Source organism: Brevibacillus laterosporus DSM 25 (genome assembly GCF_002706795.1).
GTDB lineage: Bacteria > Bacillota > Bacilli > Brevibacillales > Brevibacillaceae > Brevibacillus_B > Brevibacillus_B laterosporus.
On the sequence record NZ_CP017705.1, the window covers coordinates 101,222 to 119,476 of the forward strand.

Genomic DNA, 18,255 nt, shown 5'->3' on the forward strand with positions numbered 1-18,255 from the left:
CACTGGTCGGACATAGCCGGATGGTGCAAGAAGCACCATCCCCCAAGCTTGTCCTGGATATTCCTTGTTTTTCTCGATTATTTTAAAAATTGAAATCACCTTGATCGATTTGCAACACGAGTTCCTTGAAATCATGTGAAACTGAGATATCCTGAAGCTTTATTTGAACATCCGCAGTAACTTGCTCAAGAAGCTCGATATAGCGTTGGACAAACTTCTCCATAGTCTCCCGTCTAAATAGCTCAGTAGAATATTCGATAGTCATCTCCAACTTATCCAGAGCCTCGACCGCACGAAGTAGCAGGTCTACTTGGGCTCGTTGGTGACCAAATTCGAACGGAGATACATGAAGACCATTAAACTCAAGTTTCTCCGTATCCATGTTTTGTAGGACAAACATAACATCAAACAATGGATTGCGAGAAATATTACCTTGTAGTCCGAGACTAAGGACCAAATCTTCATATTGATACTTCTGATTTTCAAAGGCTTGCAACGAGTTTTCTTTCACTTCTGCCAAAAATGCTTTAAATGTGCTCTCTCCTTTTGGCTGGTTGCGCATCGGTAGCATGTTGACGAACACCCCCATGATGTTCTGCAAATCAGCATGCGGCCTACCAGCAATTGGGGAGCCGACTACTATATCTTCCTGTCCCGTGTATTTATATAATAGAGCATTGTAGATTGCTACTAGTACAATGTATAGAGTGGACTCTTCTTGGCTCACAAGCCTCCTTATTTTGTCGGTCAATTCTGAATTGATCTCAAATGCCAGCGTATCTCCCACAAAATTTGAAACTTTTGGTCTCGAATAGTCTGTGGGTAGGTCAAGTAGAGGAATTTGATCTTCAAACCGTTTCATCCAGTACTCCTTCTGCTTTTTGACCACTTCCTGCTCTCTCTCACTGTTTTGCCACTCTGCGTAGTCTTTGTATTGGATACGCAGCTCTGGTAGTTCTTCACCAGAGTATAGCTTCATTAGATCCCTTACGAAGATGTCAAAAGAAACACCGTCCGTGATGATGTGGTGAATATCGACTATCAGAATATGCTTCGCCTCATGTAGCTTCACGAGCCCAATACGCAGAAATGGTGCAACATCCAAATCAAATGCTCTGATAAAATCGCGTACAAGCTGCGGAGCTTCCGTTTCTTCCGCTTCTATATAGGTCAATTCAAAATCTACTTTGTCATGGATACATTGTTTTGGCTCATCATCAATCATTTGAATGGACGTACGGAACACTTCATGACGCTGAATCAATTTCATAAAAGCTTGCTCTAATCTCTTGCCATCAAGCTCACCTTCCAGCAATACGGCAGCCGTATCGTTGTACGCTGTGCTAGCTGGATGAAGCCGGTGTAAAACATAGAAGCGTTTCTGAGCTGAGGATAGGACATACGCTTCTTTTGATGCCGCTGCCTCAATCGAGAGGTACCCGCTTCTCTCAGCGTTATGAATATACGAGCAAAGCGTCTCAATGGTCGGTGTATCGAACAGCTGTGCCACAGGTATTTCTACATGTAGCTCCTTATGGATTCGAGAAACGAGGGTGATACCTTTAAGAGAATCACCACCAAGTTCAAAGAAATCGTCTTCTATACCTATTTGATTTACACGGAAAATTTTCTGCCAAATCTCAACCAGCTCTTTTTCTAATTTCGTGCGGGGTTCTACATATGAGCTCAATAAAACCGGTCTGGCATGCAATGCTACCTCGTTGTCATCTTCCTCTTCATGACGTAGCGATTGTAGATGAACCCACTGATTGATTCGAACCTGTAAATCCCCCGGTGAGTTGGCAATCCAGGTTTCTCCAGAGGCCAAAATACGTTGAAAAACTTGAACTCCTTCCTCTGGTAGCATCGATAGTTCCCAGATGCTTCCTCCAACAGTAGTATCCTTTTCAGTCTCATCCCAGTATTTCCAGTCGCTCCAATTCACGCTTATCCAAGGTACAAGCGCGTCCCTGTTATATTTTTGAACAAAGTAGTCCATATACAAGTTAGCGGCGGAATATGCAGTGAAACCAAGCCCCCCCAACACAGAAGCAATCGAAGACATTAATAAGCAGAAATCTAGCTGTTTGTCTCTAAGAACTTCCGAAAGTACACGTATTCCGTACATTTTGGACTTAAATTGTTCTTCGCAGTCCGTTATCAGGAGCTCCTTCATTAGATTGAACGTATTACCTCCCAAAACACCCGCGGCGTGAATAACCCCATTAATTTGACCATGAATTTGCTCTGCTTGTTCAATAACAGCTTGCATTTGATCTTTATCTGCGACATCACAAGCAAATATCAGAACTTCTCCACCCATCTGCTCCAGGTCTTGCATTTTACGGATTTTCTGACTGATCGGGTCTTTTTCACTATGAGACCCTATCCACTTTTTCCACTCTTCACGAGCAGGTAAGCCTGAGCGCCCTGTAAGGATTACTTTCGCTTGTACCGTCTTAACCAGGTATTCCGCTAGGATTAAGCCGATACCGCCTAAACCTCCCGTGATCAAGTAAACCCCTTTTGGGCGAAGTGGGGACGGGTTATCATCTACATTGTCGATAGTTTGCGATACATAGCCTTGTACCCACCGATTCTTCCCTCGATAAGCAACAAATTTATCGGTAGAAGGGGAGCAACACTCAGCAATTAGTTGTTCGACAAGTTTGCCCTCTTGCTTACTTCCCATGATCGGGAGAACGATGTCAACATGAGAGCAATTCATATACGAATACTCCTGTGGAGCAACTATCGCTGTGGCAAGTACGGTAGCCTTCTCCGGAATCAACGTCTCATCACCTAGTATTTCATGAACATTGTTGCTTATTATCTTGATATCCATCTGCTCATTTGTTTGCTTGCCAACAAGTGATGTAACGAAATGGAACAAGCTGTAGAAACCACGCTCTTGAAAATCTGATAAACTCAATGCAGCATTTTCCTCCATTGATGTAACTCCTAAAAAGTGGGCAATGCGCGTTGGAAGCTTATCCTCCTTACTCAGTTCGCTTACAAGCTTCAAATAGTGGCTCTTTTCTCTCACATTTAACTGATAGCAGTTTTCCGCCAATTTCTCGAAGGTTTCGCCTGCCTTAGCAACCACAACCGATTTAACCACGGCTTCTAGACCTGTTGCCACCCTCGTACCTAGTCCACCTTCATCAGCAAAAACGAGCCACCTTTGCTCTGCTAGCAATTCGTTACTCTTCTCTTTTCGAAGTGGGACAGAAGACCACTGCGGTGTATAGAACCATTCGCTAATATTTTCCTTTTTATGAAGCTGCGGCGTTTTTTTAGTCAATCTCTGACTTAATTCAAATGGATTCGCTTGTATCTTGTAACTAATAGGATCAAAGGAATAGGTTGGTAAAGGGATACGTTGACGTTGTTCATCCCCGTAGAAGTTGGTCCAATCTACGTATGCTCCCAATCCCCACAAGCGAGCAAGCTTCGTTAATAAGAAGTAAACATCAGAGATTTTTTGTTTAGGATGTTTGATTGTATGCAGTACTCGTTCCGGCTCATCTTCGAAGAAACGGTTGAGCAGTACGCTTACGTCTCTACTTGGACCAATCTCGACAAAAACGCTATCCTTATCCTGTTTGAGTGTTTCAATTCCATCCGCAAATCGGACGGTTTCACGCATATGGGTGACCCAATACATCGGATCTTGTACTTGTTCAGCTGTGATCCAAGTGCCAGTTACATTTGAAACAAATGGAATGTCTGGCTCTTGTAGTGGAATAGTCCGGATAACCTGCTCAAATTCTTCAAGGATTGGGTCGAGAACGATGGAGTGGGCTGCATGTTCACTTGGCACTCGCATGCTTAACAATCGGTTAGCCCGTAACTCTAGCTCAAATTCCTTGATGGCATTTTCTGATCCTGACACAATGCTAGATGGACCATTATCAATCGCTAAGGATATCGCGCTACTGTCGGTATCTCTATGCTTCGTTATAAACGTAGCAATTCTTTCACTTGTTTCTCTAGCACTTAGCGGCACACTAAGCATCGCTCCAGACACTTTATTCATTAGTCGTCCGCGTTCTACAATCAGTTTTAAGACGTTGTGTAGGGAAAATACTCCTGCGATAGTTGCCGCCACATACTCACCAAAGCTATAGCCTATGACAGCGGAAGGTTGTATTCCCCATTGCATTAGTAACTGGGCAAGCGCATATTCAAAGGTAAAGAGTATCGGTTGTCCAAACTCGTTTTTGTTAATCTTTGTGCCAGCCTCATCGTCGTCAGCTTCCGGAAATAAAACATTTCTTAGGTCAAAGCCTAGCATTGGTTCAAGAATAGTAAAGCATTTGTCCACTTCGGCCCGGAACTGAGGCTCCTGCTCGTACAAATCTCGTCCCATGTTGACATACTGAGAGCCTTGACCAGAGAACATGAATACGACAGGGCGATTTTCTCCTTTTGCCTTAATGGTGTCTATTTTATTTGTATCTGTGGACAGTAGCAGTTCACTTGCTTCTTCAACACTTTTGCAGAGGAGAGTTCGTCTATACGTAAATGATTTTCTACCAAGCTGTAGCGTATAGGAGACATCAGCCAGATTTACATCAGGATGTTTACGTAAATAATTCCCTAGATTCTGGGTCATCCGATCTAATGACGATACCGTTTTAGCGGAAAGAACAAGCATTTTCCAGTCACGTAGGGAATCGTTAGAAATAGATCGAGGCGATGCTTCTTCAAGAACAATATGCGCGTTCGTGCCACCGATACCAAACGAACTAACTCCTGCGCGTAGTGGATTTGACTCGGATTTCCATTCTCGCAATTGTGTGTTAACGAAAAACGGACTATTATCGAAATCAATTTGTTTATTCGGTGTTTTAAAATGTAGGCTAGCTGGAATTTGACGATTTTGCATAGCCATGACAACTTTGATAAAACCCGCCACGCCTGATGCCGCATTGAGGTGACCTACATTTGACTTCACTGAGCCAATCGCGCAATATTGGCGTTTTTCTGAGTTGAATGCTTGCTTTAACGCACTAATCTCAATTGTGTCACCTAATTTGGTCGCCGTTCCGTGGGTCTCGATATAAGTGATGCTTTCAGGATCGACATTTGCACTGGAGTGGGCGGCCCGGATTACATCCACTTGGCCCTCCACGCTCGGTGCCGTATATCCAACCTTACGATTACCATCATTGTTAATGGCCGATCCTTTGATAACAGCATGGATGAAATCTCCATCAGTGATTGCATCCTCTAGCGATTTAAGAACAACAACGCCTGCCCCATCGCCAAACAGCATTCCGCTCGCCTTTTCATCAAAGCTTCGGCAATGTCCATCTACTGCGAACAGCATTCCTTCTTCATAGATGTAACCAGCCTTATCCGGTTGTGTAAGCGTAATTCCTCCCGCTATTGCCATATCACATTGTCCGTTTAATAGAGCTTGGCAAGCTGTAATAATCGATACAAGCGAGGTAGAGCAGCCCGTAAATATATTAGAGCTTGGTCCTTTTAAATTCAATTTATAGGAGATTTGCGTACTTAAAGAATCTTTATCGTTTAAAAGCGAGGCGAGGAATTGTCCCGACGGTTCATTCGCTTCTGCCAACGTAGCCATTACCTGCCAGTACAAATTTGGAGACGCTCCTGCAAAGACTCCGACTAAGCCCTTATAGGAATCAATGTTATAGCCCGCGTGTTCAAGTGCTGCCCACGTACACTCATGGAAAACACGAAGCTGAGGGTCCATTACCATTGCGTCTTTTGGCGTGTAATCGAAGAAGGCGGAATCAAAATACTCCGTTCCTTCCAGATAGCCTTTAGCTTTTACATAATTCGGCAGGCTGTATTGAGCAGGATCTACTCCGGCTTCTTTAAGCTCTTCATCTGTGAAAAAGACAACAGACTCCACTCCGTTTCTCAAATTCCCCCAGAATGTATCAATATCCTTTGCGCCCGGGAAACGTCCTGCCATTCCGATTACAGCGATATCGCCACTCATTTTTCGTGTTCTATTTTTACTGCCTGTCAAAATTTCCTCCACTGCCTCCGCTGCTTCGCCACCGCTCAAATGCTTCGCCAGTAAGTGAATGGTTGGAAATTCAAACATGACTTCTATGGGGATATGTTTCTCCAGGCTTTTTACGATCTTATTGTGAATTTGAATGATATCTAATGAGGTAGCTCCCAATTGAAAGAAATTTTCTGCTGGATTAACGCTATCGACTCGATAGAAATCCATCCAAATTTCAGAAATCAATTGCTCTATCTCAGTTATTCTCGTTCTATTTTTCATGTATTGGCTGCGTTTCTGCTGTTTGGAGGCTTTATCCTTTACACTCTCACTTGCCCTTTCCTCCTGAAGGGCTTCCAGCTTAATCCATTGGTTAATACGACTGTATAGATTTCCGGAAGAGATAATAACCTGATGAATTCCTCCCAGGCCTAACACGCATTGAAACGTTTTGATGCCTTCTTTAGGAGTCATCTCTAGGATTTCGATGCTTTCACTTACGAAGGTTTTATTGTACTCTTTGCCAGTGTATTGCCAATCGCCCCAGTTCACACTGATCCAACGGTTTGGATTTAGGACACTTTGCTTTTCGGCAAAAGCATCCAGATAAAGATTCGCTGCCGCATACGCTACGAATCCTAGTCCCCCAAGGATTGGCGATAAGGATGACACAAGCAGGCAGAAATCAAGCGGCTTATCGCGTAGAACTTTTTCCAGCGTCAATGTTCCATATAATTTCGGCTGGAATTGTTCCTCACATTCCTTTTTAGTGATTTTTTCCATCATGCATTGAGCTGACTTCACTCGCAAAATTCCTGCTGCATGGATAACACCATGAATCGATCCGAATTTCTCCTCCGCTTGAGCAATGACATCACGCATCTGATTTTCATCCGCAACATTAGCACGGATAATGAGTACTTCCGCCCCATACTCCTCCATCTGTTGAATGTGCCTAATTTTTATGCTCATGTCGTCGTTTTCTTCATGGTTTGCAAGCCATGTTTCCCACTCTGCACGCTGTGGCAATTGGGAACGTCCTAGGAGTATCAGTTTAGCTTGAACTGTTTTTGCTAGATATTCTGCCACCTTGGTTCCGATACCACCAAGCCCGCCTGTAATCAAATAGACGCCTTTTTTACGTAATTGCGGTACTGTTTCCTCATTGCTTACAGAAAGTATGGCTTCTAATTGTTCAACGGGAACCTGATCAAAGGTACGAACATATCGCTCTTGATTGCGATAAGCAATAACTGTGTCTACAACCTTGCTGGTCAATTCCATAAACAATGGTTCAATGACCTCACTCAAGCTTTGCTCATCCGTCCCCGCGATATCAATGCTACGGCACCTGATATTTTGAAACTCCTGAGGTATTACTTTGACGGGAGCAAGCAACATCGCCTTTTCAGGTTGAACACGATCAGTATCTCCCACTTTTTGCATGTGATTTGTTATAACAGAGATTTGGATTGGGTCGATCATATTTTGTTCAGAAATCGCCTTTACTAGGTGAATAAGTGAGTAATAGCCAAGCTCCATAGAAGTAATGCCTATATCATCCTTATTGACATTCCACATATGGATGATCTCATCGGGGAGGTTGTCATTAGTGCGTAGTTCTTGGAACAACTGTTTATAATCGTTTTCCTCACTCGCTTGTATGACATATTCCCCTTCTGATTTTTTGCTGAAAGCTGTCCCACTACCAACTGTTGATACCTGATGTCCCGCTTTACTCAAACGGTTAGCTAGCTTGCTTCCGACATTCTCCTCGTCAACAAAAATCAGGTACTTTTTCATTTCTTTCTTCTCCTGTTGCATAGAAAAAGGTGCTGATTCCCATGTAGGTAGATAAAACCACTCCGCAATGTTTTTGTTTTTTTGTATTTTTTCTGTTTTTTGCAGGACAGTTTGAGGAGTAGGAGAATCAGGCCAGTAGCGTTGTTTTTCAAAGGGATAGGTTGGAAGAGATACACGGCGTCTTTTTTCTTTGTCATAAAAACTCTTCCACTCCGGTGTTTTTCCAAGTGTCCAAAGTGTACCAAGCGATTGTAAGAACTGAGAAACCGCGCTGTTCTCTTCCTCCTGATTCATGACAGTGACGATTCGTTCTACTTTGTCATCGATACATTTTGCCAAGCAAGTGCGTTGCTCATCCGAAGCGAACAATTGCAGGAATAACACATCGGCAGTTTTTGCAACCTCTTCTAAACCTACAGCCTCTTCTACCTGCTCATAAAGGTGCTGTACCCAATAGCCAAAATCAGATGCTTGTTGATTGGTAATCCAAGTACCTGTCACGCTCGAGATAAAAGGTAGCCTTGGAGATTGTAGGGAGATCGTTTGAGTTAATCGCTGGAAGTCCTCTACGGTCGCTGTTTGAGAATAAAGAACCTTTCCACGAGCAATTACTAGGGACAACGCTTCCTCCAGAGTCATGACTTCCCCTACTACTGCACTCACGTATTCTCCTATGCCAAACCCGCTCATCCCCGTAGGCTTCACTCCCCGAGCGATAAATAAGGAAGCAAGTCCGTATTGCAAGACGAATGAAAGCAGCTCTGAAATTTCTGGCTGTTTCAAAACGCGTGCAATATCATCAAGCGTATATTGTGGATACAATACGTTTCGCAAGTCATAGCCTGTAATGAACTGTACCTGATTGAAGCAGCGATCTAAGGCATTTTTGAACATTGGCTCTGATGAATACAGCTCCAACAAAAGGTTCCCATCTGAAAAACCATGTCTGTGAAACAAAAAAATCACTTCACATTGATGATCCTTAGCCAATGCAGCATTCCCTTTGCTTGCTAAAAGCTGTGCAATGGCTTCTTCACAATTGGTTGCCACAATGGCTCTACGATACGGAAATTCTCGGCGTCCAATCTGCAACGTGTATGCGACATCAGCTACCTCTGCTTTTTGTTGATTGCAAAGATACTCCACCAATTGATTTGTAGCGTTATCCAATGCAGTCAATGAACGCGCAGACAGCGGAAAAATATACTGATTGCTTTGACTAGGTTCGCTTTCGGTGGTAGGTGCTTCTTCCAAAATCACATGAACATTGGTTCCTCCATACCCAAAAGCACTAACACCGGCACGCAGTGGATAACCTTCATGCTCCCAAGTCTGTAGATCCTTAACAACATAGAAAGGACTGTTTACAAGATTAATCCTAGGATTAGGACGATTAAAATGAAGCGTTGGCGGAAGTTGCTTATGCTTTAAAGCTAGGACTGTTTTTAAGAAACCAGCTACTCCTGCCGCTGTGTCCAGATGCCCAATATTGGATTTAACTGAACCAATTCCGCAGAAGCTTTTTTGTTCGGTTGGAAAGGCTCGTTTAAGAGCTTCAAATTCAATGGTATCCCCCAGATTAGTGGCCGTACCGTGAGTTTCGATATAACTGATACTTTCCGACTCTACCTCCGCAAGATGCTGAGCAGCCATGATGACCTCTGCCTGTCCCTCTACACTTGGCGCCGTATATCCTACTTTACGTGCACCATCATTGTTTGCGGCAGTTCCTTTTATTACAGCCGCTATATTATCATTGTCAGCAATTGCATCCTCAAGTCTTTTCAGAACAACCATCCCAACTCCATCGCTAAAGACTGCTCCTTTTGCATCAGCGTCGAATGCTCGAACATGCCCATCTGGCGACGAAGTAAGCCCCGGCTCGTAGAGATAGCCTTTTTTGTTAGGATAGGAAACACGTACTCCCCCTGCTAAAGCAATAGTACATTCCCCAGTAAGAAGAGCACGACAAGCTAAGTGGATGCTCAACAGAGAGGTAGAGCAAGCCGTGTACATCGTAAAGCTTGGTCCTTTTAATCCTAGTTTATAAGAAGTAAGGGTACTAATCGCATCTTTGTAGCAAAGAGTCCCTGCTTCATGTAATGCGGCTCCGCCATCATTTTTCATAAGCGGAGATTGTGCTACCCACTCGTAGTTGGAGGCAGCTCCAACATATAATCCGATCAACCCTTCATAGGATTTTGGATCATAGCCAGCATCCTCCAATGCTTGCCAGCTACATTCCTGAAGGAGACGAATCTGCGGGTCCATAATCTCCGCTTCCCGTGGAGAATAGCCAAAGAAACCAGGATCAAACTCTTCAATGCCTTCAATGTAACCTTTTGCTTTAACATAGTTTGGTTTTTGCAGGAGAACGGGATCAATTCCCACCTGGCGCAATTCTTCATCAGTAAAAACAGAAATGGTCTCTACACTATTTTTCAGATTTTTCCAATACTGTTCTAGGTTATCAGCTCCTGGAAATTTACCTGCGATTCCAATGACAGCGATTTCCAAGCCAGTACGATGAGTTTGTTCTTCTTTTTTCGTCATTTTGTGGACCGCCCCATTTTCAAGATTGTGCTCTTCATGAGTTGTTTAGACTTGTTCAACTCATCCGATTTTGTTTGCTCCCGCATTTCCTGTTTATCCACTGACATCTCCTGACTCAAATAAGCTGCAAGCGAGGCAATTGTCGGGTATTCATACATCGTCACAACCGAAATATCAAGATTGAGCATCTCTTTGACCTTTCTATTAACCTGAATCAAGTCAAGCGAGCTTGCTCCTAGATCAAAGAAGTTATCATGTATACCTACTCTCTCAATACCGAACATTTTTTGCCAAATATTCGCAAGCTTTCCTTCGATTTCACCCTTTGGAGCAACATAGTTGGTAGAAAGTTCTGGGCGCTGACTTCGTTCACGTGAAAACTGACCCTGTTCCAAGACAGCTTGGAAATGGGCTGATCCCTCAGCGATTTTTTTAATCAAATCCTCAGCCGAAACCACCACCTGTGGTGAAGAATTGTGCAAGGCACGCTTGAGAACCTCCACTCCCTCAGATTGATGTAACCCGTCTTGGAGAATAGTCTCTACATTTGTATTGAGTGCTTTCGCCCAGTATTTGGCTGATTCAATAGACATTCCTACCTCTTGCCAATCAGGCCAGTTGATTGACACAGTATGAACGCCATCCCGTGCCATTTTATAAAAGGCATAGGCATCAAGAAATTCATTCGCCACGTTATAGGCGACTTGTCCGATTTTACGGTGATAGGAAACGTTGCCTATGGATGAGCAAAGCACGAAAAAATCGAGCTTTTGTTCACTTAACAAATAATCAAGCGTGAGTGTTCCGTGTATCTTTGGAGCAAGAATTGTCTCCACCGTTTCACGCGTACGATTTTGAATTAACCCTGCGTAATCGGCAATTCCAGCAGCATGAATCACACCGTTTATTCCACCGAAACGCTCATTCGCATCCTGAATAACCTCTGCCATCTGAATCTGATTAGATACATCCGCTCTGGCAACCATTACTTCTGCTCCATAGCTTTCCAACAGGAGAATTTCTCTAATTTTTTGACTGATGCTGTTATCTTCTGGATGATTGTTCAACCAATCATCCCATGCCATTCGTGACGGAAACTCCGAACGTCCAATCAGAATTAGCTTTGCCTGATAGCTCTTGGCAAAATCCTTTGCTATAGCAAAACCTACGCCACCCAAGCCACCCGTTATCAGATAAACGCCATACTGTTTAAGCCTTGGGGTTGTCGTAAGAGTTTCCCTAGATGATTTTTTCATGATTTGTATCCATCGATAGTTGTTACGATAGGCGACAACTTTATCCTCAGATATGTTCTCAAGCTCCACTAGCAGTTGCTGAACTATTTTTTCTTGCTTACGAGGATTGGAGGTAGACAGAATATCAATATTGCGGCATTTCAGATTGGTGTACTCTAAAGGTGCAATTTTTACAAATCCAAGCACTGTCGCCTTTTCAGGCTGTAACTCTTCCTCACCCGTTACCTCTTGCGTGTTGTTTGTAACGACGAGTATATCAAGGGGATCAGTAATCATCTGTCTTCCAAGTGCCTGTACAAAAGAAACAAGACTGTAAAATCCGGAGTCGATCGCTTGTTCTACACGTTTTATATCAAGCCCATAATGCTCTTCCTCATTCACACTCCACAGGTGTAGTACCTTAGTTGGTGTAAATCCCAGCTCTCTCATCTCACGAAGTAATTCGTCATAATGACTTGTCTCACATGGATGGATTACAAAGCTACGATCATTTACCTTTCGATACGTAGAACCTTTATAAACAACAGCAATATTCGAGTTGGTCTGTTGAAGCTTCTCTAGTAAACATTTGCTTAATAAAGTGTCGTCAGCAAAAATCAGCACAGACTGCATTGCAAGACGGTCTTCGTGAGCACTAGACAAATTATCTCTTTCCCATGAAGGTTCATAGAACCAATCTGCTATATTTGTTTTTTTAGCACTCGCCGTTTCTTGTAACAGATTCTGAGCTTTACTAGGGGTTGGAATAGATTGGGTCCACGACCAAAAGCGTTTCCGCTCAAACGGATAGGATGGAAGCGGAATTCTTCTCCGCTGTTCCTTTTCGTAGAATGCATGCCAATCTATCTGTACACCCTCTAGCCATAACTGAGCGATTTTTCGATAAAAAAACAAATCTTCCGTCGTTTGTTCCTGTGGATGAGGAAGCAAGTTAGTAACAAAGTGATCCGTTCTTTTGTCGGTGTGTCGAAGAACAAACGTACTGAGCACGCGACCTGGTCCTACTTCAATAAAAGCAGATTGTTCGCTATTCAGCAGTTCCTTGACTCCAGCAGCAAACTGAACCGTTCCGCGTACATGTTTTACCCAATACATAGGGTCAGTAGCATCTTCTATGGAAATCCAAGTGCCTGTTACGTTAGATAGAAAGGGAAGTTGTGGCTCGCGAAGTTCTATTGTGCGCACCACCGATTCGAATTCAGTCAATATTCCCTCCATCATCGCTGAATGGAACGCATGAGAGGTATGCAACTGGCTGTGCTCTACTCCTTTTTCTGTTAACAGAGACTTACATTTCTCAATCGCTTCATGAGTTCCTGAAACTACACACAGCGCTGAGCTATTAACGGCGGCTAAAGACACATCTGTAGGGAGTAGCGAAAGAAGAGCCGATTCGGGGAGTCGCACACTGAGCATCGCCCCTGTTGGCATAGCCTGCATCAGTTTGCCTCGTATTGCTACTAGTCTTACTGCATCCTTTAGAGAAAATACACCGGCAATGCAAGCTGCAGCATATTCACCAACACTATGACCGATCATCGCCTGTGGCTGTATCCCCCACTCCATTAAGGTTTGTGCCAAAGCATACTCTATCGTAAAGAGAACAATCTGTGTCACTTCCGTCTGCAACAGCATTTCAGACGCCCATTCCTTTTTGTGCTCTATTGGATAGATGATTTCCCGTACATCGTACCCAATTATAGGTGTAAGTAATTCAGAGCACGTATCCACGGTAGTGCGGAAACATTCTTCCCCTTGATATAATTCAAGGCCCATATTGATGTACTGTGAACCTTGTCCAGGAAACATGAATGTAATGGGACGATTAGGTTTGATAATCTGTTTGGTCATCACCTTATCCGTATCTGGAAGACCCAGCAACACGGTTGCCTCTTGCACATTTTTAGCCACAATCGCTTTCCGATAGGGAAATGTTTTCCTCCCAACCTGTAACGTATAGGCGACATCCGAGAGGTTTACTTCAGGCTGAGCAGTTAGATATCTTTGTAAATTTTCTGCCGCTTTTTTCAAGGCGGTTTCTGTTTTAGCTGAAAGCATTAGCAGCTTCCATTCGCGTTTCTCAGGGGAATTGACAGCCATTGGTGCTTCTTCAAGGATTACATGAGCATTGGTTCCTCCCATGCCAAATGAGCTGACCCCTGCTCGTCGCGGTTTTTTTCCTCTTGGCCAAGCCATGAGCTGATTATTAACAAAAAATGGACTGCTTGCAAAATCGATCTTTGGATTTACTTCTTGGAAGTGTAGACTCGGGGGAAGCAGTTCATGTTGAAGAGAAAGCACTGTTTTAATAAATCCAGCTACACCAGCAGCAGCATCGAGATGACCAATGTTGGTTTTTACTGAACCGATTGCGCAGTATCTTTTTTGATTTGTTTGAAAAGCGAGTCGTAATGCTTCAAATTCGATTGGATCACCCAGTGCAGTTCCGGTCCCGTGTGCCTCAACATAACTGATGCTCTCCGGTTCAACTCCTGCTTGTCTTTGTGCTTCATGAATGACTTCCGCCTGTCCCATGACTCCCGGAGCTGTAAATCCTACCTTGTCGATCCCATCATTATTGACTGCTCCGCCTTTTATGACAGCATGAATGGTGTCACCGTCTAACAATGCATTATGGAGCCTCTTCAACACGACAATCCCGATACCGTTCCCGCCAATCGTTCCATTGGCATCCTTGTCAAATGCACGGCAGTGACCATCTGGAGAGTGAATCATACCATCCTCGTATAAATATCCCGTTTTGGGTGGATAGGTAATCCCAACACCACCAGCTATTGCAATCTCACAGTTCCCTTGGATCAGCTCCTGATAAGCCATCTGAATTGCTACCAAAGATGTCGAGCAAGCGGTTTGCACTGTCACACTTGGGCCTTTCAGGTTAAGCTTGTAGGCCAGACGAGTGCTAAAGAAGTCCTTCTCGTTAAGTAGCATCGCAGAGAACTCTTCCAATGAGTTTTGGTTTTGGAGTGCTACCTGGTGAAGCCAATGAAAATTAGAGGAGGCGCCTACAAACGTACCAATACGATCAGAACCTTCATCAGTTAAGTAACCTGCCTGCTCTAATGCTTCCCACGCACACTCATGAAGCAGGCGCAATTGGGGATCCATCCATTCTGCTTCCTTTGGCATATATTCAAATAAAGCAGCATCGAAACATTCAAAATCATCAAGATATCCCTTTGCCTTTACGTAGTTTGATTTCTTGATCAGTTCTGCGTCATTTCCTGCTTCAAGAAGCTCTTCGTCCGTAAAAAAACGAATACTTTCAATTCCATTTTTTATATTATCCCAAAATTCATCAACATTCCTTGCTCCTGGGAACCGCCCTGCCATCCCAATGACAGCCACATCCCGACTAATACTATCGTTCGCTTTCTGTGGAGATTCTTGCTTTGAACGCCGTGAGGGCTTACTTTTGTCCGGTTCTGCTCCTTTTTCTGCTTGAGCCAAATATTGAGTGAGCGAAGCTATCGTCGGATATTGAAAGAGTGTCGCTACTGTCAGTTCTTTGTCCAAGACCTTATTGAGTCGGCTGTATATACGAATTAGCTTCAGTGAATTACCACCTATGTCAAAGAAATTATCATATAAACCAACACTATCGACTTCTAGTACTTCCTTATAAATAGCAGCTATCGTTCGTTCTAATTCTGTTTGTGGTTTCACATAAGTCGTTTTCTGAGTAGATTGGGTAAGCTCTGGAGCGGGCAATGCTTTGCGATCAAGCTTGCCATTAGTGGTTAGGGGCATTTCATCCAGGCAAATAAAAGTAGTTGGAACCATGTAATTCGGAAGACGTTTTAATAGAAATTGCTTTGCCTCTGCCACATGTAATTCCTCTTGGCATATGACGTAGGCAGCAAGATAATCGTCTTGATTTTTATCTTGTTTTACTACTACAACCGCTTCTTTTATGCCAGGAAAATCAAGGAGTTGATGCTCTATTTCTCCCAGCTCAATACGGAATCCTCGTACTTTAACCTGAGAGTCGACCCGTCCCAGATATTCGATGTTGCCATCTGGTAGCCATCTGGCAAGGTCACCTGTTAAATATAATTTCTGTTCTGGGGCAAAAGGATGATCAATGAATTTCTCACGGGTCAATGCATGGTTGTTAGCATATCCACGAGCGAGACCCACCCCCGCAATGCATAGCTGACCTGGAACACCTACTGGCTGTAACATTAGGTTACGATCTAATACAAAGAACGAAATATTATCAATTGGTTTGCCGATAGGCACCTTTTCATAATCCATCCATGGTGAGCAATTGAAATATGATACATCTACGCACGCCTCAGTCGGTCCATACAGATTGATTAACTCTGTTTTAAATCGGTCATATAGCTGCTGATTAAATCGTTTCACCAGATGAACGCCCAGTGCTTCTCCACTCGCAAAGACCCTTTGTAAGCTGTTCAGCTTATCCGTTTTTTCAAAGGCTTCGGCAAACTCCAAAAAGACATGTAGCATAGAAGGAACAAAATGCATGGTCGTTACTTTATCACGACAAATCGTCTCTATAATGGATTCAGGATTTCCTTCTTGTCCAGGTGCGAGGAAAGAAACCGTCGCCCCCTGAATAGACCACCAGAACAGCTCCCAAACAGATACATCAAACATATATGGTGTTTTCTGTAGAATCACATCTTTGCCGCTGATCGGGTAAGCCTTTTGCATCCAATTCAACCGATTTACGACTGAGTGGTGCTCGACGCATACCCCTTTTGGTTTTCCAGTAGAGCCGGACGTATAGATCACATAGGCTAGATTTTTTGGCCCACTACTATGATTCAAGCTGTCTCGATCAGAGTGATATAGTTCGTTGTCATCCAGATTAAGTGTATTGCATTCCTTAGAGAATCTATTCATAAATTGCTGTTGCGTGACAACCAGCTTAGTACCACTATCCTCCAGAATGTAGCAGAGACGTTCCATAGGAATGGTAGGATCAATGGGCAAATACGCTCCGCCTGCTTTCCAAATAGCCAATAACCCGACAATCATTTCCACAGAACGCTCGGTGCAGATTCCTACAATTGTATCCGCTCGAACTCCATGTTGGCGAAGAGTGTGCGCTAATTGATTCGTACGTTCATCCAGTTGACGATAAGTGAGACTCGCTTCTCCACAAATGACAGCAATCTTCTCGGGGGTACGCTTGGCTTGTTCGCTAAATAATTGATAGATCGGTTGTTCGTAAGCATACCAAGCATTGGTTTGATTCCATGCTTTCAGCTCCCCAAGCTCCTTTTCAGAGAGAAGCTCCAGCTCCCCAAGATATCTTGTTGGATTTTGTATGAGCTGGGTAAGCATTCTTGAATAATGCTGGGCCAGTCGTTCTACTACATCCCGGTCAAACAAAGCCTGCTCATAGGTGAAAACCAGATTGGTTTTTTCAAACAATTCCACTGCAACTGTCAAATCATAATTGGTTATCTCGTGAATCGCGTAGGAAGTAACACGTAGCCCTTTGTTCTCCTGAAACAGTTGTTTGTCTAACGGATAGTTTTCAATAACCATCAGCGTATCGAAAAGCTCTTCTTTTTTATCGAGTAAACTCGCCTGTTTTATATTGACCAGTGATGTACTTTCAAATTGGGTCCTATTTTGTATGTCTTGGTTGACTCGTTTGATATACGTAAGTAAGTCTGTTTCAGTATCCGTTTTCATACGGAGCGGAAGCGTATTAATAAATAGCCCAACGACTTGTTCGAGACCCTCTATATTTCCTGAACGACCTGAAACCGTGGTACCAAAAATTACATCATCCGTATTGTTGTACCGATTGAGTAGAAGTCCCCATGCCGCGTAGAACAGTGATGCTACCGTGACTTGGTGTTCTCTGCAAAACGCTTCGATTTGGGATGTCACGAAAGGCTCCAACGTGATCTTGTGCTTAACGATATCTCCTCTCTTGACAGCATTATGTTTTTTAATCGAAAGCGGGGTCTGAGTATCAAAGCCTTCCAAATACTCTTTCCAAAAAGCATTCTGTTTTCCTTGATCTTGATTCTGCAACCACGCAATGTACTCCTTGTACTTAGGCTTGCGTGGAAAGAAAGAAGGCTGTTCTATCTCCAAGCTGTGATATGCTTGAAAAAACTCCTGCAAGATAAGGCCGTTACTCCATCCGTCATACAAGATGTGATGATTGTTGATTACCATTTGATGATGTTCAGTAGCTAATTTATAAAGCCCAACCCGGAATGGTACCTCCAAAAGAGTGAAGGGTCTACGAAGATCTGCTTTCTTTTGTAGGTTAATCTGCTTCGTTTGCTCAGCAGAAGGCAAATCAGAAAAATCATAGTAATCAAATACAATCTGATGTTCTTTTAAGATAACTTGAACAGGCTGATTAACTTCTCTCCATCGATATAGAGCTCGTAGCATCTCGTTTGCTTGAATGACATCATTCCAAGCTTGTTTAAAAACCGCTAAATCCAGCTTTCCTGAAATCGTCAGCGACAATTGTTCATGATATTGCTCCAACTCAGGCTCTTTTAAAAAGTGAAATAACATTCCTTCTTGAACGGGAGACAGCCCCATGATATCTTCAACGTTATTTCTGTCTATTTTTTCTGAATGTGCCATTTCATAACCTGCCTTTATTAGAGGATAAGTTTC

The 18,255-nt window shown here is 43.3% G+C and carries 2 protein-coding genes; both read right to left on the reverse strand.

Annotated features, from left to right (window positions below):
- Positions 1-82 precede the first annotated feature (82 nt).
- The gene (locus BrL25_RS00475) at positions 83-10,351 is read right to left on the reverse strand and encodes a type I polyketide synthase (RefSeq protein ID WP_018670479.1); all 10,269 of its coding nucleotides are present in this window, start codon (positions 10,349-10,351) and stop codon (positions 83-85) included.
- Positions 10,348-18,222 carry a non-ribosomal peptide synthetase/type I polyketide synthase gene (locus BrL25_RS00480; protein WP_018670478.1) on the reverse strand — a complete coding sequence of 2,625 codons (7,875 nt, stop codon included), beginning with the start codon at positions 18,220-18,222 and terminating at the stop codon, positions 10,348-10,350. The genes BrL25_RS00475 and BrL25_RS00480 overlap by 4 nt, the downstream gene beginning before the upstream one ends.
- Positions 18,223-18,255: the final 33 nt, after the last annotated feature.